This is a genomic window from Armatimonadota bacterium (assembly GCA_016789105.1).
In the GTDB taxonomy this organism is placed as follows: domain Bacteria; phylum Armatimonadota; class Fimbriimonadia; order Fimbriimonadales; family Fimbriimonadaceae; genus UphvI-Ar2.
Window position 1 is genome coordinate 63,000 of record JAEURN010000004.1, and the last position, 18,585, is coordinate 81,584.

Annotated in this window: 20 protein-coding genes; 16 read left to right on the top strand and 4 right to left on the bottom strand. The window is 59.4% G+C overall.

What is annotated here, in order from left to right:
* The first annotated feature begins 84 nt into the window (after positions 1–84).
* The 8 genes from pyrR (at position 85) to lipB (ending at position 7,459) form a co-directional block, all read left to right on the top strand.
* Positions 85–627, top strand: a complete 543-nt coding sequence (gene pyrR / locus JNM28_03185; protein ID MBL8067428.1) for a bifunctional pyr operon transcriptional regulator/uracil phosphoribosyltransferase PyrR — start codon at positions 85–87, stop codon at positions 625–627.
* Complete coding sequence (locus JNM28_03190) at positions 624–1,541, top strand: aspartate carbamoyltransferase catalytic subunit (GenBank protein ID MBL8067429.1); 918 nt, start codon at positions 624–626, stop codon at positions 1,539–1,541. Before pyrR ends, JNM28_03190 begins: the two co-directional genes overlap by 4 nt.
* Complete coding sequence (locus JNM28_03195; GenBank protein MBL8067430.1) at positions 1,538–2,863, top strand: dihydroorotase; 1,326 nt, start codon at positions 1,538–1,540, stop codon at positions 2,861–2,863. Before JNM28_03190 ends, JNM28_03195 begins: the two co-directional genes overlap by 4 nt.
* A complete protein-coding gene (locus JNM28_03200) occupies positions 2,844–3,605 on the top strand; it encodes a hypothetical protein (protein ID MBL8067431.1) in 762 nt (253 codons plus the stop codon). Before JNM28_03195 ends, JNM28_03200 begins: the two co-directional genes overlap by 20 nt.
* Positions 3,606–3,610: 5 nt before the next feature.
* Positions 3,611–4,579, top strand: a complete 969-nt coding sequence (locus tag JNM28_03205) for a D-glycero-beta-D-manno-heptose-7-phosphate kinase (protein ID MBL8067432.1) — start codon at positions 3,611–3,613, stop codon at positions 4,577–4,579.
* 62 nt (positions 4,580–4,641) lie between these two features.
* Entirely contained in the window at positions 4,642–4,911 is a 270-nt protein-coding gene (locus JNM28_03210; GenBank protein MBL8067433.1) for a hypothetical protein, read from the top strand.
* Between the two features lie 110 nt (positions 4,912–5,021).
* The gene (locus JNM28_03215) at positions 5,022–6,830 is read left to right on the top strand and encodes an adenylate/guanylate cyclase domain-containing protein (GenBank protein ID MBL8067434.1); all 1,809 of its coding nucleotides are present in this window, start codon (positions 5,022–5,024) and stop codon (positions 6,828–6,830) included.
* On the top strand, positions 6,827–7,459 hold the full coding sequence (gene lipB, locus JNM28_03220; protein ID MBL8067435.1) for a lipoyl(octanoyl) transferase LipB: 633 nt from the start codon (positions 6,827–6,829) through the stop codon (positions 7,457–7,459). Before JNM28_03215 ends, lipB begins: the two co-directional genes overlap by 4 nt.
* A gap of 74 nt (positions 7,460–7,533) precedes the next feature.
* Here the strand turns inward: lipB and JNM28_03225 are convergent, their stop codons facing one another.
* Positions 7,534–8,769 carry a DUF1501 domain-containing protein gene (locus JNM28_03225; GenBank protein ID MBL8067436.1) on the bottom strand — a complete coding sequence of 412 codons (1,236 nt, stop codon included), beginning with the start codon at positions 8,767–8,769 and terminating at the stop codon, positions 7,534–7,536.
* A gap of 146 nt (positions 8,770–8,915) precedes the next feature.
* Between JNM28_03225 and JNM28_03230 the strand changes: the two genes are divergently transcribed.
* From JNM28_03230 to JNM28_03245, 4 genes are all read left to right on the top strand, one after another.
* On the top strand, positions 8,916–9,341 hold the full coding sequence (locus JNM28_03230) for a hypothetical protein (GenBank protein ID MBL8067437.1): 426 nt from the start codon (positions 8,916–8,918) through the stop codon (positions 9,339–9,341).
* 18 nt (positions 9,342–9,359) lie between these two features.
* Positions 9,360–9,797, top strand: coding sequence for a nuclear transport factor 2 family protein (locus JNM28_03235; protein ID MBL8067438.1), 438 nt, complete (start codon positions 9,360–9,362; stop codon positions 9,795–9,797).
* 100 nt (positions 9,798–9,897) lie between these two features.
* Entirely contained in the window at positions 9,898–11,721 is a 1,824-nt protein-coding gene (gene typA, locus JNM28_03240; GenBank protein MBL8067439.1) for a translational GTPase TypA, read from the top strand.
* A 293-nt stretch (positions 11,722–12,014) separates the two neighbouring features.
* Positions 12,015–12,611, top strand: a complete 597-nt coding sequence (locus JNM28_03245; GenBank protein MBL8067440.1) for an aminodeoxychorismate/anthranilate synthase component II — start codon at positions 12,015–12,017, stop codon at positions 12,609–12,611.
* On the opposite strand, the gene JNM28_03250 is transcribed toward JNM28_03245, so the two are convergent.
* Positions 12,608–13,063: a hypothetical protein gene (locus JNM28_03250; GenBank protein ID MBL8067441.1), complete on the bottom strand. Its 456-nt coding sequence runs from the start codon at positions 13,061–13,063 to the stop codon at positions 12,608–12,610. The two genes, JNM28_03245 and JNM28_03250, sit on opposite strands and share 4 nt — an antisense overlap.
* Positions 13,064–13,158: 95 nt before the next feature.
* On the opposite strand from JNM28_03250, the gene JNM28_03255 reads away from it, so the two are divergent.
* Positions 13,159–14,043 (top strand): FAD-dependent thymidylate synthase, encoded by an 885-nt coding sequence (locus JNM28_03255; protein ID MBL8067442.1) that lies wholly within the window; start codon positions 13,159–13,161, stop codon positions 14,041–14,043.
* On the opposite strand, the gene JNM28_03260 is transcribed toward JNM28_03255, so the two are convergent.
* Complete coding sequence (locus JNM28_03260) at positions 14,040–14,276, bottom strand: MerR family transcriptional regulator (protein MBL8067443.1); 237 nt, start codon at positions 14,274–14,276, stop codon at positions 14,040–14,042. The two genes, JNM28_03255 and JNM28_03260, sit on opposite strands and share 4 nt — an antisense overlap.
* 201 nt (positions 14,277–14,477) lie before the next feature.
* Between JNM28_03260 and JNM28_03265 the strand changes: the two genes are divergently transcribed.
* Positions 14,478–16,448: a hypothetical protein gene (locus JNM28_03265; protein ID MBL8067444.1), complete on the top strand. Its 1,971-nt coding sequence runs from the start codon at positions 14,478–14,480 to the stop codon at positions 16,446–16,448.
* Complete coding sequence (gene dapF, locus JNM28_03270) at positions 16,448–17,299, top strand: diaminopimelate epimerase (protein MBL8067445.1); 852 nt, start codon at positions 16,448–16,450, stop codon at positions 17,297–17,299. The genes JNM28_03265 and dapF overlap by 1 nt, the downstream gene beginning before the upstream one ends.
* Here dapF and JNM28_03275 read toward each other — a convergent pair.
* Positions 17,281–18,204 carry a carbohydrate kinase family protein gene (locus JNM28_03275; GenBank protein ID MBL8067446.1) on the bottom strand — a complete coding sequence of 308 codons (924 nt, stop codon included), beginning with the start codon at positions 18,202–18,204 and terminating at the stop codon, positions 17,281–17,283. The two genes, dapF and JNM28_03275, sit on opposite strands and share 19 nt — an antisense overlap.
* Before the next feature lie 47 nt (positions 18,205–18,251).
* Here JNM28_03275 and JNM28_03280 point away from each other — a divergent pair, with 47 nt between their 5' ends.
* Positions 18,252–18,581, top strand: a complete 330-nt coding sequence (locus JNM28_03280) for a hypothetical protein (GenBank protein ID MBL8067447.1) — start codon at positions 18,252–18,254, stop codon at positions 18,579–18,581.
* Positions 18,582–18,585: the final 4 nt, after the last annotated feature.

Sequence of the window (18,585 nt, forward strand, 5' to 3'; positions counted from 1 at the left end):
CTAAGCAGCCCTTGGTTCCCGCCTCTTGAAAGGTTAAACGCGCAATAGGCCAGAAGGTTTACAGGTTGCGGTCATAATGGGTCGATGCCGGAGGAATTGCTGGATGCCGCGGGGATGCGCCGCACCCTGTCCCGGTTGGCGCACGAGATCTTGGATGGGAACGGCGGCGCCGAAGAGTTGGCCGTGGTTGGGATCCTCCGCCGGGGTTACCCGGTTGCCAAGCAGTTGGCTTTTTTGATGACCCAAGCCGAAGGGGTGACCATCCCCTGCGGCAAGCTCGACGCCCGCCCTTACCGCGACGACCTCACCGAATCCATCGAGGGTGACCAGACCGAAATCCCGTTCCAAGTGAACGGCCGGAGGGTTGTCTTGGTTGATGAGGTGTTGTTCACGGGCCGGACGGTTCGGGCGGCTTTGGAAGGCGTGATGCATTACGGGCGGCCCAAGACCGTCCAATTCGCAACCTTGATCGACCGGGGCCACCGGGAACTCCCCATCCAGGCCGATTACATCGGACGGCGGGTCGAGACGGAGCGGGGGGACTTCATTGCGGTCAAACTGAATGAGTTCGATGGAGAGGACAGCGTGATTTTGATGCGGGAATCCGAGATGGGGGCAATGCGATGAGCCGGAGTTTGATCGCGATCCGGCATATGGATCCCTCCGAGATCTTGGGATTAGTGGAGCTGGGCCGCAGCTTCAAAGAGGCAGTGGAATCGGGTCGGCCGGTCGATGCAGGTCGACGCCGGACAGTGGGACTGCTGTTCTTCGAAAATTCCACGCGAACCCGTGTGAGCTTTGAGCAAGCGTGCAACTATCTGGATTTCCGCTATGTGAACTTTGGGGGCAGCGGATCCTCGATGAACAAGGGCGAGAGTCTGAAGGACACGATCCTAACGCTTAAGCACGAGCGGTTGGAGGCCGTGGTGATGCGCCACCGGTCCAGCGGGAGCGCGCAGTTGGGCCAAGGGTACTTTGGCGGGCCGCTGATCAATGCGGGCGATGGCCAGCACGAGCACCCGACCCAGGCCCTGGGCGACGCGATGACGGTTTTGGAGCGCAAGGGCCGTCTGAACGGTCTGAAAATCGCAATTGTCGGCGATGTGATGCACAGCCGAGTGGCCCGCAGTAACGGCTGGCTTTTTTCAAAATTGGGCTGCGATGTGCGCTATGTCGGCCCCCGCACCTTGATGCCAACCGCGATGTCCAAACTCCCCGGGGAAGTGTTCTATGACTTGAGGACCGGGATCAGCGGAGCGGATGTGGTCATGTGCCTGCGCCTGCAGCGGGAACGGATGACCGATGGCCGCCTGAGCTCCATCGGCGAATTCCGGCGGCTTTACCAAGTCAACCGGCAAACTCTGAAGTGGGCCGCCGACGACGCCATCGTGATGCACCCAGGCCCCTTGAACCGGGGGGTCGAGGTGGACGACCTGACCGCCGACGGGCCGATGAGTGTGATTTCCAACCAGGTGACGAATGGGGTCTTTGTGAGGATGGCCGCCTTGAAATGGGTTTTTGAAGGAGGGATGAACGGATGAGGACGGTTTTCCGCAACGGTCGGATATTGGATCCGTCGCAAGAACTTGATGTCGTCGGCACGGTAGTCGTCGAAGACGGCCAAGTCTTGGATTTGGGCGAAGACATCGAAGTCGGGGATTTTGACGAGCTTTACGACTGCGAGGGCCTTTGGATCGTTCCGGGTCTTGTCGATCTCCATGCCCACCTCCGCGAACCGGGCGAAGAGCGCCGGGAGACGATCAAAACCGGCACACAGGCCGCTGCGGCGGGCGGTTTCACGACGATCTGTTGCATGCCAAACACGTCACCGCCCCTGGACGCCCCCAGCCTGGTGGATTTCATCATGGACAAAGCGGCCAGCCCGGAAGCGGGGGGCACGTTCGTCCAGCCCATCGGCGCGCTCACGAAAGGATTGGAAGGCCGAGAACTCGCTGACCTCGCTGCCTTGAAGAAGGCTGGTGTCGCGGCGGTAAGCGACGAAGGCGGCCCCATCCAAGATGCCAGCGTGATGATGCGGGCGATGGAATTCTGCCTGCAGCTCGACCTGCCGATCATGGTGCATTCCGAAGACCTGACGCTCAGCGAGGGCGGCAGCATGAACGACGGCCCCACAAGCGCGATGCTCGGCTTAACCGGCATCCCTCGCAGTGCCGAAGAAATCATGATCATGCGCAATGGGGTGCTGGCGCTCAACACCGGGTGCCGGGTTCACTTTATGCGGCTGAGCACTTGGGGCGGGGTCGAAATGGTTCGCCAATTCAAGTATTTGGGGGCTCCGGTGACTTGCGAAGTCTGCCCTCCGCACCTGACGCTGACGGATGAGCACGTCGGCGAATTCGACCCGATCTTCAAAACAACTCCGCCGCTGCGCACAGAAGTGGATATCGACATCTTGATGCAAGGCCTGGCCGATGGGACGATCGATGCGATTGCCAGCGACCACTCGCCCTATGCCCCATTTGAAGTCGAAGTGCCGTTTGAAGATGCGCCGATGGGCATGTCCACGTTGGAATCCACCCTTGGCATCGTGCTCACCCACGTCACACACAAAGGGATCCTCAGCCCGCTCGAGACGATCCGTAAACTCAGCACCGCCCCGGCCGAGATTTTGAATCTGGATGCCGGGAGCCTTGTGCCCGGAAAAACTCCGGTTGCCCAAATCACGGTGATCGATCCGAATGTGGAATGGGTTTTTGATGCGACCCGCACTTTTTCGCTGGGCAAAAACTCCCCGTTCCACGGCTGGGCGCTCCGCGGCAAGGCGGTTGTGACGTACTGTGGGGTGGAGGTGTACCGCGATCCGTTGTTCGCCGAGGAGCGCTATGCGCTGTCGCTGGCTTAGCCTGTCGCCGCTGTTGCTGGGTTTGGGCGGGTGTTACATCTCCCAATTGCCAGATCCGAACGATGTTCAGGGGGCCCAGCGGTTCGATGCCGAGATCATGCAACGGAACATCGCCACGGCCTATTCCACGCTGGATCTCCGCGTGCAACGGGGCGAGATGACACCGCAAGACCGGGATCGGCACATCAAAGAGCTAGTCGACCGCATTGCCGGGTACATCAAGCCGGATGATGTCCGGGATGCTGAAGCGTGGCGGGTGGCCGATATCTACCGTCAGGCCGGGGATCTTGACAATGCCAAAAAATTCTACGAACGGGCAATCAAGGTTGCTAAAACCGAAGACCGGCGGGTGAACGACACTTTGCAGTACGCCCGGGTTTTGGCCCTTGCCGGCGATGTACCCGGTGCGGTGGCCAAGGCCGTCTCGACATTTGATGCCCCTCCAAAGGAAAAGGCACCCATCATGATGGCCTGCCTCTATGAAATTGTCCCAGCGGGCCTTGGCAAGGGGCACGACATCGAATTGGCGGATTTGCTTGAAAAATCGATCTCCCAGCACATGCAAGTGCAGGTAGATCCGGGTTCTGCCGCCGGGCGCACGTTCTTGGAAACATCGCCGATCCACATCGGCAAGGCGTGGGAGCGGGTCATGCAGATCTATGCGAAGGCGGGCCGAGACGACCTCCTCCGCAAGGCGATTGAGCGGCGCGACAAAATGGCCGACAAGGCGGGGAAGGTTTAGTCGCCATGGCCTACCGGAAGCTGTTGGATGGAATGCGCGGCCTGCGTGCCGTCGTCGTCGGCGATGTGATGCTGGACGAGTACATCGTGGGCACAGTGGATCGCGTTTCCCCCGAGGCACCCGTCATGGTCGTCAAAAAGCGAAGTTCCCGCTGGGTTCCTGGCGGTGCCGCTAACGTCGCCAAGAACATTTCCGCCTTGGGCGGGTTTGCGATCGTGTTGGGCGTGGTGGGGGATGATTCGGCCGGAGAACTCCTGGCCGGGAAGTTTGAGACGGATCAGGGGGTGAACTGCAACCTGGTGGTGGACAAAAGCCGGGTCACCACCCGAAAAACCCGGGTTGTGGCCAACCACTCGCACCAGGTTTTGCGCATCGACGAGGAAGAGACGTCGCCGATCAGCCCGGTTTTGGAAGACCGGGTGCTGGAATCTTGGCTGAAATGGCTGGACACGGCCGACGTTTTGGTTCTGAGCGATTACCGCAAAGGTCTGCTGACCCCCAAAGTCTGTTCCGTCCTCATCGGTGCTGCCAGGCAAAAAGGGATTCCGGCTTTGGCCAATGCCAAACCAGGATCTGTCGGTTGCTTTGCCGGGGCGCAATTGGTGAGCCTGAACCGGGGCGAAGCCGGGGAGGTTGTGGGGCGCCGGCCAACCAGCCGGAACGAGGCGTCGGCCATGGGACGCGACCTGGCGACGGCTACGCAGTCCGACGCTGTTTTGGTGACGATGGGTGAAGAGGGGTTGGTTTCGTGGTCGGCCTCTGGAGTTTTTGAAATCCCGGCACCCCAAGTGGAAGCTTATGATGTGGCGGGGGCGGGGGACACGGTTTTGGCCACCGTTTCGCTCGGCCTTGCAAAAAAGGGTTACGACCGCGAGGTATTCGAACTGGCGGCGGAGGTCGGGGCCAAGGTCGTCCAGCACATTGGGGTCGCGGTCCCGTCCTCCAAAGACTTGGATGCGATCCGGTCCCTTTAGCGGAGGAAGCCCAAACCGGTATCATAGTGCGCCAGACCAGACGGACGGAGAAAATCCCCTTTATGAGAGTTCGCAACAAAGAAATGCGCGCCCGGCGGCACCGCAAAGAGCAGCGCATCAAAGAATTGATCCAAGAGGCCATCGCCGAAAAGAAATCGGGTGGAAAGAAGGCGGTCGCCAAGCCGGCCGCAAAAAAAGAACCGGCACCCAAGAAGGCTGCGCCCAAAAAAGAGGTGGAAACCACCGAGGCAACCGAAGCCAAGAAACCGGCCAAAAAACCGGCAGCAAAAAAGCCGGCAAAGAAGGCCGCCGCTGAGCCGGCTGCCGAATAAAAAAGAGCCTCAATCCCTAAACCTGAAAACCCCGGGCACGTTTAACAATGTGGCTGGGGTTTTTTGATTGACAAGGGCGATGCGTTCGGTAAATTGGAAGGAAGGTAAAAGTGTCTGAAGTCGCCGCGCCCGCGCAGGGCGAGGTTGCGGATTTGGCCGGTCCCGCAGAATGGTCGGGGTTTGCCGCCCACATCCGCTCCCACCCGTCCAGTCTGGCCAAATCGGCCGGAGAGCTCTCGCGCGAGTTTGGGTTGCCCGAAGAGTTCATCGGCAGCTTTTTGGCGGCCATGCGGGCCCCGGTTCAGCAAGAGTCGTTTTTGGAAGTGGGTGCCCGGGCGGTCCGGGAATCGTTCCGGGCGGTTGGCCGGGCGGTCGGTAACACATTTCGCGAACTCACGGCCAAGCCCTGGCTGTGCCATTTTGGGACGATTCTGGCCATTTTCGGGGTGATCGCCCTTCTCACGATTTTCCGGACGGCTTGGGGGCTGGGCACCAATTTCGTCTATACGGGGGCTGCGGGGGCCTTGCTCGGATCAGTGACGGTTCTGGGCGTGATGATGCAAGCCGTCGCCTATTACCGGCATGCCCAAATCCGATATGCCGTTGTGATGACGGCCTTCGTGTTTTTGTGTTGGACTGGTTTGATGTTCGCGCTGGTTAATGAAGCAGGCCGGAGCACATTGGAAGAGCGGGACATCCCTGCTAATCCGGTGTTGATTTTGGCAGCTGGCTTGTTGGCCCTGTTCTACTTTGTGTTTGCCGTTATTTCGACCCTAGCTGGGAGTTATTCGCAGTACCGCAAAGATTCCCGCCAGGAAGTCGAGGTGACGCGACAGGAGCTTTTGGATCGCCTCTTCCATGTCGAAAGCCGGTTGGCCTCGGCAGATCCGACCCGGGGTTTGCGGCGTGTCCGTTGGGTTGACCGCCTGAGAACGGCGCGGACTTTTTATCTAAACGTGGTCATTTCTGGGGTGGCGGTGGGGATGTTCGAAGTCGCGGTGATCGGCACGTTGACCAAGTTCACGGGACGCCCGATGGAGCTCCCGCAGATGTCCATCCCCCTGATCCTTTTCACTTTGACGATCCTGGCGGCCAAATGCGCCCTGGCGTTGATCTACGGGTTTGTGGCTGGCCGTCCTGGTCGTTCCATGAGCGCGATTGCGGCCCTGATGTTCGGAATTTGGATCTCATATTGGTTTCCGCTGGGCAACTACGGCCCAAAATTCGCGATGGGGATGCTGAATCCGGGCACCGTGATCCAAGATTCTCTATTGATCTTGGTGTTCGGATCGTTGATCGGTTATGCGGCGGAGATTGAAGACCGCAACTATCGCCAAAGCCGTCTGGGCGAAGACGACATCCCAACCCTGTTGGCCGAACAGGTTCAATTGCATTGGCGGCTTGGGCTCGGGCAGCAGGCAACCACGGTCATGGTCGTTGATGTCGCCAAATCCACGGTGATGAAGGCCAACGCCGAGCCCTTGAAAGTGGAGTGGAGCTTCCGGGAGTTCCAGGCCATGGTGGACGAGGTGAGTCGGAGCCACGGCGGGCACGTGTTGTCAACGGCCGGCGACGGGGCGGTTGTCGGCTTCGATCGGCCCGATTTGGCCATGCTTGCCGCCCGCGAACTGCAAACGATGATGCCCAAATTCAACATGTCGAAGAACCGGTTGGATCAGCCGTTCCGCATCCGCATCGGCATCCATGCCGGTCAAACGGAATCGAGTTTGGCCGACGCCCCGTTCAACGAGGTCATCGACATTGCCGCGCATATCGAGGCAGTTTCACCTGTGGGGGGCATCGCCGTCAGCCAGGCGGTTGCCGAAGCTCTGGATGATGGGATCCAGTTGGCAGAAATGGCGCGGCCGGTTGATGGCCAAGCCGTTTCCGTTGTTTTGAACCCGACCTTGGAACGATGATGGCCAAAATCCTCGACCTTGGCCGCATGCCTTACCAAGCGGCGTGGGACCGCCAGCTCGAAATCCACGACGAAGTCCGGGCGGGCGGGCCAGATACCTTGATCTTGGTCGAACACGACCCTGTCTTGACCCTGGGTGCCGACTTCCACGAACAAAACCTGCTGCATTCCCCTGCCCAATACCGGGATCGGGGCATCGACGTCATCAAGACCGACCGGGGCGGCGACGTGACTTACCATGGGCCGGGCCAGCTGGTGATTTATCCGATTTTCGACATCTCGCGCCACGGCAAAGACCTGCACCGGTGGATGCGCGATTTGGAGGAGACCATGATCGCCACCTGTGCGTCGTTTGGCATTGAAGCGGGGCGGTTGCCCTTGGTGAACACCGGCGCCTGGGTCCGCGGACGGAAGATCGCGGCGATCGGCGTAAAGGTGCGCCGCTGGGTCAATTTGCATGGCATCGCCCTGAATTGTGAAACCGACCTGTCGGTTTTCGACCTGATTGTCCCGTGCGGTGTGGTCGGGCATGGTGTGACGAGCTTGAGCCGCGAGAGTGGCCGGCCGGTGCCAATTGACGAAGCCAAGCCGGCGGTGGTGGAAGCGTTCGCCAAGGTATTTAGCCCATAGCCTTGTTTCGCCTGGCCCAGAAATACAAATGGGTGCCAGGCTTGCGCCTGGCACCCATTTGCTTCCATGCGGACTTACTTCAAAACGTCGACGGTTTGGAAACTGCCACCGAGGACGACTTTGGAATCGTTGCCCATCCAATCGTCTAGCGCCGTCGCATAAACCTGGCGAAAGTCGATTTTGAATTGGACATCGCCATCGTTGAGGTCGGCAAGGTCGGGCTTTGGACCGTGGAACCCGCCTTTGACGTTTTTGCCGACAAGGAACATCGGGGCCGCCTTGCCGTGGTCGGTGCCTTCGGAGCCGTTTTCATAGCTGCGCCGGCCGAATTCCGAGAAGACCAAAGTCATCACTTTGTCGGCTTTGCCGATCGCCTCCAATTCGCTTTGGAATGCGGCCATGGCATCGCTAAAGCCTTTCAGGAGCTTTTCTTGGGCATCCTTTTGCCGAGCATGGGTATCGAATCCCCCGACGCTGAAGTAGATCACGCGGGTTTGGGGCGAAGTGGCGATGATTTGGGCGATCTGTTTGAACCCGCGGCCGAACGGATGGTCGCCATAGTCGTTCTTTGGTTCGTACTTACCGAGGTTTGATTTCAGGGCGCTGATGGCATCCAATGCCGTGTTGTTGGCCATTTGGATTTGGCGAACCGCCGACCCTTCTTGAGCGGCCATGCCCTGGATGTCGCGGAGCATTCTTTCGGCATCCGGGTCGCCAACCATTTGTTGGACGTCCCCAAGGCTGGCAAAACAGGGGATGCTTGCCTCCTGGGCGCTGAGGGCGAGGGGCCTCTCGGTCGAAAGTCCGATGGCTTCGATCGGGTCAGGCTTTTTTCCACTTTCGCAGTTGCGGTCGAAGGCGCGGCCGATCCACCCATATTTGAGCGAGCCATCAGGGCTGGCGGATTGCCAAATGTCCATCGATTTGAAGTGCGACCGGTTGGGGTTGGGGTAGCCGACATTGTTGATGACGGCGACCTGGCCTTTTTTGAACAGGTCGGCCATCCCGGTCATGGCGGGGTGGAAACCAAGCCCATCGGAAAGCGGGATCACCTGGTCGCTTTGGAATCCGAGCGTTGGCCTTAGCCGGTGGTATTCCGGGTCAAGGTAGGGGATGACCGTGTTGAGGCCGTCGTTCCCGCCCGAAAACTGGCAGACGACCAGGACATTGTCGGGGTTCACCTTTTTGCCGCTTGCCAATTTGACGACGTCGGCCCGGGCGATGGCGCTGAGCCAAGATGGGGCCATCAGTCCAACTGCGAGGACGCCGCCTTTAACGAAGAGTTGCCTTCTAGTGAGATCGTTTTCCATTTCGCTGTCTTCCAACCTTGATTCTATGCAATGTCCGGACGGAAGCGACCGGAATTTGTTCATTTTTACGGTTGGAACCCCGCAAACGGCATGGGTTTGGAGCGAATTCTGATGCAGAAGCGTTAATATGGGCGACAGTCTGCGGAATGGCAAACCGGCCTTTGATCCCGCCCAAGTTGGCGACATATGGTTCCTCGGCGATCTTAACGTTGTTGACGTTGGCCGTTTTTGCCTATTCCAAGGACCAGGGCCCTGAAAGTGCGGTCCGGCGCTACCATGTGGCCGTATCGGATGGCGACCGGAGTGCGGCCAAGGCTTTGGAATCGGGCTCGGGAGCCTATTCCGACCAAATGGCGGGCTATGTCAGGACTTTGCTGGCCAATTCGGAATCGGTTTCGCTTGGGCGGATCAGACCGGATGGGCGCAAGGCGACAGTCGATGTGATCTACCGGCTCTCACGCGGGCGGGGGATCGTTGCGGTTCGTTATGTCGTTGTCAAACCCGACCTGAAATGGCGTGTGGACTTGGATGAAACGGTGAGTCTGCTGAACCGGATGAACCGCTTCGAGTGAGGTTTAATAAGGATGAAGATGGCGAGAATTTCCGGAAAAGTGCATTGGCTGACGATCGCGGTGCCGGTTGGTTTGGTGGTTTTGGGTGCCGTTTTCATGGCCGGCGGCGACGACCCGCAAGTCCGGGCGAACATTTTCATGGCCGCCCTTGCACGCGGTGACGCCAAAACGTTGGCTGAGAGTTGCGTGATGGAAGGCGTGTCCCAAGAGGACATCCTCAAGGCCTGGCAGCAGTCTGTGAAGGATGCCGAATATTTCCGGTTCACTTACAAGATCACCGGGGTCCAACAAAGCGGCGACACGGCGCAGGCGCGGATGCTCGTCAACCGGAGCCCCATTTCGGGCGGGGGTTATGACGAAAACTTCCAGCTGGATCTAAAAAAGGTTGACGGCAAGTGGAAAGTGCGCTTGAACGGGTTGAGCCGGGAGATGTACCCGTTCATGCCCCGGTTCTAGGCGCACGCTTCTGCGGGTCGAATGCCGGACAGGCCCTTGCCCGGTTTCCGTCTAGGCGGTACCTTCGGACTGGCCCAGGCACGCGGGCCGGGATCCCCTCATGTCAGCCAATGTCCGCAACCTCGGCATCATCGCGCACGTCGACCACGGCAAAACAACTCTGGTCGATGCGATTTTCAAACAGGCCGGCTTATTCCGCGTGAACGAGCACGTGAGCGACCGGGTCATGGACTCCAACGACTTGGAGCGGGAACGCGGTATCACAATTTTGAGCAAGGTCGCCAGCTGCCTTTATGGCGGGACGAAGATCAATATTGTCGATACCCCCGGCCATGCTGATTTCGGCGGTGAAGTGGAGCGGGTTCTCAGCATGGTCGATGGGGTTTTGCTGATTGTGGACGCCTGCGAAGGGCCGATGCCCCAAACCCGGTTCGTGCTCAAGAAGGCATTTGAAAACAATCTCAAGGTCATTTGTTGTGTGAACAAAATCGATCGGGAAGGCGCGCGGCCCCAAGAAGCCTACGACAAGACGATCGACCTGTTCATCGACCTCGGCGCGGACGAAGACGACCTGTTCTTCCCGGTGCTGTACACCAGCGGCGCCGGAGGGTTTGCCCGGACCAGCCCGGATGGGGCAGAACAAGACATGCAGGCGTTGTTGGAGGCCATCGTGAAAGAGATCCCGGCACCCAAAGTCGTTGAAGAGGGCCCCGCCCAGCTGCAGATCAACAATTTGGATTATTCCGATTACCTGGGCCGGATTTTTGGCGGCAAGCTGCTGCGTGGCCGGGTGCGGGTCGGCGACCGCATGACCATCGTGGGTGAAAACCACAAAACCGGCAGCTTCAACGTGACCAAGGTTTGGATTTACGAAGGCCTGAAGTTGAAGGAGGTCGAAATGGGCGAACCGGGCGAAATCGTGATGCTGAGCGGCTACGACGAAGTGCTGATCGGCGACACCGTTTGCGACGCGCAGCATGTGGAGGTTCTGCCCCGGATCGAAGTCGAACCGAGCACACTCACCATGAACTTCTATGCCAACACCTCGCCGCTTGCCGGCAAGGATGGGGGAAAGTTCCTAACGATCCACAAGATCCGAGAACGCCTAGAGAAGGAAGAAAAAGTCTCCGTCACGCTCAAGCTGGATAAATCCGCTCCCGCCGATACTGTCCGGGTCGCCGCTCGGGGTGAAATGCAGCTCTCGGTCTTGATCGAAACGATGCGGCGCGAAGGATACGAGATGGCGATTGCCCGCCCAGAAGTCATTTTGAAAGAAGGTGAGGACGGGAAACGGACTGAGCCCGTCGAGGAACTCACGTGCGAATTCGATGACGACGCGATGGGCGACGTGATGGAAGAACTTAGCCGGCGAAAGGCCCTGATTACCGGGATGGAAACCTTGGGCAACGGCCGGAGCCGAGTGGTTGCAACCATCCCGACCCGCGGGCTCATCGGACTCCGGAGCGTTTACCTGACCATGACGCGGGGAACGGGGATCATGGCAAGCATTTTCGAAGGGTACCAAGAGTACAAGGGCCCCATCGAGAGCCGCACCAACGGGAGTCTGATTTCAAAAGATCCGGGCAAGATCACGCGCTACGCCTATGAAGATGTCCAGGAGCGGGGCACATTCTTTTATCCGGTGGGAACCGAGACCTATGGGGGGATGATTATTGGTGCCAACGCCCGCGAGGACGACATGGTGGTCAACGTGACCAAAGTCAAGGCGGCCAACAATATGCGCTCGGCGACCTCAGATAGCACGGTCGTTTTGGACAGCCACCGCGATTTCAGCTTGGAGCAGGCGCTGGCTTGGCTGCGGGATGACGAGCTGCTGGAAGTGACCCCGAAATACTTACGATTCCGCAAGAAGCTTCTGGATCACTCGGAACGGCGGGTTGCCGAACGCCGGGCGGAAGCCTGACGGCTCGGGTTCTGACAAAAAAAGGGCGGGGATCCTATCCCCGCCATCGAACTGCTTTCGTGATCATCGTCGTACCAGCGGATTCTTTTGATCCGCCCCCTGCCTTTTTTCCCCAAAAGGACGCTGCCCGACGCGACTGATTCATTCTTCGGCCGAATTGTTAAGAAACACAGGGCGATTGGGACTCCCGCGGCAAAAAAGGTGGAAATCGGGACTTGCGGCGGGAAACTGGCCCCCGATTGGGCCGGGCACCCGGCTGTTTTGTCTGGACCGAGCAGAATCGGACTGGCTCCATGATCCTGGTCATCGACAATTTCGACAGCTTCACTTACAACCTTGTCCAATACTTGGGCGAGTTGGGTGCCGTGGTGGCGGTTCGCCGCAACAACGAGATCGACATTGCCGGAGTGGAGGAGTTGGATCCAGCGGGGATCCTGATGAGCCCCGGCCCCTGCACCCCTAAAGAGGCAGGCGTTTGCCGCGATATCAGCACCGCCGCGCTTGCCGGCCGTTTCGCCGCCCGGCAAGCACCGGTTTTTGGCGTTTGCCTTGGCCACCAGACCCTTGGCGAAATGGCCGGAGGGACGGTTCGCCGGGCAAAACGGGTCATGCACGGCAAAACCAGCTTGGTAGAGCACGACGGAAAGGGGCTATTTGCGGGCGTGCCCAGCCCGTTCAACGCGGTGCGCTACCACTCTTTGGTGGTCGAAGAATCGGATTTGCCTCCGGGTTTTGCCGTGACGGCCCGGAGTGCGGATGACGGCGAGATCCAAGGTTTCCGACACCGCGAACTCCCGATTGAAGGAGTCCAGTTCCACCCGGAATCCATCCTCACCGAGCACGGCAAAAAGATGATCGCCAACTTTGTGGCTATGTGCCGGCAGCCCTAGTTGGGCTCGATGGCAAACTGCTCGATCGACCACTTATCATCTTGGAAGACCAGGTCGATTCGGACTTTGGCCTTGCCGCGTTCAAATGTCGCTCGGTTTTGGTAGACGGCGTGGATCACCGGGTCTTTGCCTTCCTTTTTGGCGCTTTTGATAGAAGCGCTCCCCTTGCCTGAGACGAAATCACCGAGGGCCGATTTGTTGGCGTCCAGCGATTTTTGGAATGCTTCTTTGGAAAATTCGGCCCGGTACTCTTTGGTGGCGAGGCTTGTGAGGACCCCGGCATCGAACCCGCGCAAGATTTGCCGGGTGTAGGCGTCCCCGAACCCTTTGGCTTCTTTTTCCTTTTTGTTCACGGCGGAGGTGATGGGGGAAAGCAGGAGCATGAAGCCGCCGCAACAGGCAAGCATCACCGCTGCAAAGACCACGATCCCGAATTTGAACCCGCTGTTCATCCGACTTAGTGGGATTATCGGCCTAGGCCGGGCCGATGGTCAGGGGATGGGGAAAGAGGCGCGTCCGCAGCCTCCCGACCGGGCAGAATAGGATGATGCCGCGTACGACCGTCCCAGCTGCCGAAGAGTTGCTCGACCAAGAGATCCCCGTGTTGGACAAGGGGTTTGTCCGCCTGGTGGATTACCTTGGGGGGGATGAGCGGATCGTCCAGGCCGCGCGGGTGAGCTATGGCGCCGGGACCAAGAGTTTCCGGCAAGACAAGGGATTGATCAACTACTTGATCCGGAATGAGCACACCAGCCCATTCGAGCAAGTGGTGTTGACATTCCATACCAAGATGCCAATTTTCGTCGCCCGGCAGTGGGTGCGGCACCGGACGGCGCGGCTCAATGAGATCAGCGGCCGCTATTCGGTGATGAAAGATGAATTCTATGTCCCCGACCTGAGCCAGATGCGCGGCCAAAGCGAAGACAACAAACAGGCCCGAAGCGACGAAATCCTACAAGAGGCGGAATCCATGGTCGCAGAAATGCAAGCAGACCAGCGGCAAGTTTACGACCACTATTCGGGCATGGTCGAGCAGGGATTGGCCCGCGAGATCGCTCGAGCTAATTTGCCTCTCTCGCTCTACACCGAATGGTATTGGCAGATCGACCTGCATAACTTGTTCCGATTCTTGGCCCTGCGGATGGACAGCCATGCGCAGTACGAAATCCGGGTTTATGCCGAAGCGATGGCCAAGTGCGCCAAAGCGGTGGCCCCTCTGGCCTATGACGCGTTTGAAGAGCACATCCTCAATTCCGTGCGGTTTTCAAGGCAGGAATGCGTGGCCCTGAGCCGGATCTTGGCCGGCGGGGAAAACCCGTTGGAAGGCAGGGCCTTGGCGATTTTCGGGCAAAAATTGGAGAAATTGGGTTCGATTAGATTGCCGGAAGATGGGGATTCTGCCTTGGCCGTCGGCGAAGCAACACCGGTCTAAGCCGCGTCGCGTCGGAACGTGCGCTCAAGGTGGCGCCGGGCACCGGCGATACTGAACATTTCTTCCCGCAGAAGTTTATGGAGCATCAAAACGGTCTGGATGTCTTCAGCCCGGTAACGGCGCTGTCCCCCCGGTGTCCGGATTGGGTTGAGGAATCCTTCAAACTCCTTTTCCCAATAGCGGAGGGTGTGCACTTCCACACCAGTGATCTGACTGGCCATGCTGATGCTCACTCCTTTTCCCGCTTTCTTTTTCCTTAGACTCATGGTGTGCAAGTCGCCTTCTTCCTTTCGCAGGGATTGCTCCCAGGTGGTATGTTCGGCGAATCCCGGCAAAAAATCCAGGGTTTTCCCAACGATTTTCGGGCATGACGGCGTAGGACACAGGGTTGGGTGGGAACTTGAAAGCGACAGGAGGGGTTCTGGGGATGGCGGATGAATAGCGATTGTCCGGTATTCCGTTCGGTAGTGACAGAACTCGATGCGGTTGCGCCAGGTGTTCCTTTGATGGCCCTTGGGCAAACGGTTTTTTGGGACGAACCCATGAAAGCGGGGGTGTTCCGCGCATTTTCGGCCTTGGGTGGGAACCGCCGCTTTGTGGCCGGCGTGCACGATACGGATTATTTCGCCAAATTCCATGTCCGGGGTTCTGGCGGCTATGCGGCCCTGCCCCACAACGACACGACGACGAAGGGCCTTTGGAGTGCGGCAGGCGAGTTCAGCCACTTGTTCGGGTCCGAGACGGTTGTGACCAAGGAGGCCCTCACCGAGGCTGGGGCCAAGGTTGGAATGATCGAACAGTACCGGCCGGGATTGTTGGATGCCAAAACCGAGGCCTATGGGTGGAAGGGTGTCGTCTCCCTCAGCCCTGATTCAATGATTACGGCCGAAAAGACGCTGGACAAATTGTTCCCCCATCTGTTCGACGCCTTCCAGTGGGCATTGGATGAAAGTTTGAACCTCGTATCGGGCAACCACCACCGGGATTCCCTGGCAATGCGGGATCGGTTGCTCAAGCTCGTCTGCGATATCCGAGAGCAGTCCCAAGGGGAGGGTCTAGCCGCTTTTTACGAGCGCATGCTTCCCGAACTTTACAATTTGGTCGCTGGCGGGGCAGTTGGGCTTGAAACCACCAGAACGACTCGCCTGCTTCGATTCAACCGCCAAACCGCCGGATTGGATCGGTTCGCGGTCTTGGATTTATTCCTCAATCCGGCGACGGCGGCTTTGGCCCGGGGGGCCTATGACGACGCCGTGCGCGGGAGTGAGATCTACACTTTGGACCGGTTTGGCAGTTGCGCCATCCCGTTCGACCTGTACATCCCCGGCGTCGGCCGGGGCACTCTCAGACTCGGCCGCCGGGGCGGGGTCGTCATGGCCGATAGCCCGGTTGGATTCAGCTTCAAAACGCCAATCGTGAACCGGGAGCAATTGGCGGCGGTCTTGGAGGATCGATTTGGATCGGATTGTGTTTTGGTCGGCAAGGCGGTCAGCTTGATCCTGATGCTCTCTGCCGAATATGTGTTCGTCTTCCACGAAGGGGCGAGCGGCTATGTTTGGCGGTCGGCGAAAATGGCCCGGATCCTTGCCGATGCCGGGCATGACCTGGGTTGGAACCCGATTTTGCGTGTAAAGCACGACCCATGGGGCGCAATGGACGACTGTTGCGCTTGGTTGCATTTGCCAGAGCCAATGCAAAGGGCCTTCGGCACCGAAGAATTGAGCGCCCCCACGTTCGCCCTCCGGTGGCGCGAGGTCGCCAAGGCCCAGCGGCAAGCACTCCGGGAGCTTGGCGACGTGCGCCGGCCGTTGGCGCTTTTGGGCTATTTGCAAGAAAGGCTGGGGGGCCAGTGGGAAGTCTTGGCCGATGAATACCGATCCCTGCAAGCCGAATTCGGCAAGCTGGGAGGCGAAATCGCTCGGCTCAAGTTCCAAAAGAGGGGGGTTCTGGATCGGCTGCGGGCCGCCAAGGCAACGCGGAACCGGCTTGAACACGAGAAGGGTGCCCACTGGCGCGCCTGCATTTTTGAAAGGCACCCGGCAAAGGAAGACTGGGAGGCCCGGCAGGGCTTTGACCGGCAAATCCGCCAAGTGGATATTGAGATCGCCGCCATCCGACATGAGTTCAAAGAATTGGAGCGCGAACAGCAAGAGGCCGTCGGGGCCAAGGCGGTTACCCGGCTGCGGCGGCGGCGGTTCGACATCGCCCTTGAAGCCGAGCTGATGCGCGTCCGCCTGATCCGCGAAGCGGTTGTCTGCTCTGACGGGCTGGTTCATGCCGGCCACCGTCCTGCTGCCTGGTGGTTCCCCCTGGTGTGCCCAGACGGGACCTGGTTTCGATCGACGATGATGAAGGCCGAGTGTCGCGTCGAGCCGCTGGTGGTGCGCACAGGGGTGAGCGCCTAGTGGCGACCATCCCGTTCACCAAATTGGAAACGGTAGGCAACGACTTCGTCTTGGTGGAACGATCGGCCGCCCCGACGGCGGATTGGGCGCAATTGGCAGTCGAGCTGTGTGCGCGCCGTTATTCCGTGGGATCGGACGGTTTGCTCGTCATTTGGGTGGAATCAGCAGAAGTCCACCTCCGGTTTTTCAATCCGGACGGAACAGAAGATTTTTGTGGCAACGGCTTGCGGTGCGCCGCCTGGTATGCCTTCCGGCGAAATTGGGTGGGCGAGGCATTCGCCATCCATCAACTCGGAGAGACCGTCGAGATGGTGGTGGATCCGGCGGGCCGGGTGACAGCGGTGATGCCCCCAGCCCGATTCGACCCCCCGGCCATTCCGACAACAGCACCGGGAGAACTATGGGAAGCAGAAGTCTGTGGCGTTGTCGGAACCGCGGTCTCCACTGGCAGCGCCCACTTCGTCATCTTGTGCGACGAACTGCCCGCAGACGGTGAGTTCTTGCGGCTCGGGCCGGAAATCGAAAACCACCCGCTGTTCCCGGAACGGACAAGCGTGATGTGGGTGAGGCCAGACAGCCAGCGGCACCTTTCGATGAGGATTTGGGAGCGGGGAGTGGGCGAGACCATGGGCTGCGGAACCGGGGCCACCGCTAGCGCCTGCGTCTGGTTCCGCAAGCAAGGGCTCTCCGGAAGCGTCGAGTTGGAAAGCCAGGGGGGAGTTTTGGAAATTGAAATGGAAGACTGGCGATCGCCAATCCGGGTCGAATGCGATCCCGAAGAGCTGTTCACCGGGTTGGCAGAAGTCTCGGGGGCGGCCCTTGGGACATGCGCTCAAATGAGTGAGCGGTAAGCCGCCTGCGTTTGGGGCTGGCCCGCCACCAAGTCATGGACTGCTTGCTCGGTGGGGATAGACGCTGTCGCCCCAAACCCTTGGCAGGCCAAACACGCGGCGGCAGCGGCATAGGCCAGAGCATCGGCCCGGCCCATCCCGGAGTCGAGTCCATGCAACAAACCGGCCCGGAAGCAGTCTCCCGCCCCGGTCGAATCCACTTGACCCGGAGCCCGGAACGGGGGGAAGTGGCAACCCCGTCCTCCCGGCGAGCAAACGACGAACCCGTTCCGCCCATCGGTCAAAATGGAAAGGCAACCCGTTTTTGACCCTGCTTGTTCGATTGCTGACAAGTTGCCCTGCAGGTCGCCCCGTTTGCCGAACCGGTCGGTTGACGATTGCCAAATGTCCCCTGGTTGGTAGACGGGCGCGCATGGCCCATCCAGTTCAAAATCCATAAAATAGCGGCCCATCCGTTTTTCGGCGGCAACCAGGGCCAGTTCCAACGAAGCGGACCCGACGTTCGGGTCGGCGGTGAACCACTGTCCTTCAAGCCGACCCCAATGGGCGGAGGGGACGAATTGGCCGAGTTCGGCAAATCCGATTCCAAACATCGTCCGCTCCCCATCCGGAGTCACATAGATGTCGCAAACCGGGGTCGTTTGCCCAGGGTCGGCCACCACGGCCGAGTGCAATCCCTGGGATTCGAGCAATCCACGCAGCACCTCGAAGTCCATTCCCGTACCGATGGAATTGGCCAAAAAGGTGTGGGGGTGGCCCCACTTTTGAAGGGCGAAGGCGGTGTTGTATCCTTCACCCCCCACCGCAAGCGCGGTGGATCCGATCTCGACATAGCCTCCCGGCTTTGGCAGGTTGGGCACCTTGTGGAGCCGGTCAAGGCAAAGGGTTCCGAAGACGGTGATCAATGTTCCTTGGCGGAGTGTAGCGCGGGGCGGGTGGTAGATTCCTTGCCATGATGTGGCTCCAAGGCATTTTGAGCCTTGTTCCGTGGATTTCGGCCGGGATCTGGGCTTCGCGCCTTGCGGGGGCGATGACTTTGCCCCGCCGTCCGTGGCTGGGGGTCGCATTGATGGTCGGCGGAGCGGCGGCCATGTTTTTGGGGATGGCGGTGCTTTCAAATCTTGGCGGACTCTCGGGGACGGCCCTGAGTTGGCCGGGGTGGCTGGCCGCCACGGTTTTAGGTTGTCTTTTCACATCGGCGCAAGGATTTGGCTCCGTGTGGATCTTGCGCAGCGTCGCAGGCCCAGAAACGGGGGATAATGGGGGCGCGTCGAAAACATGAGGAT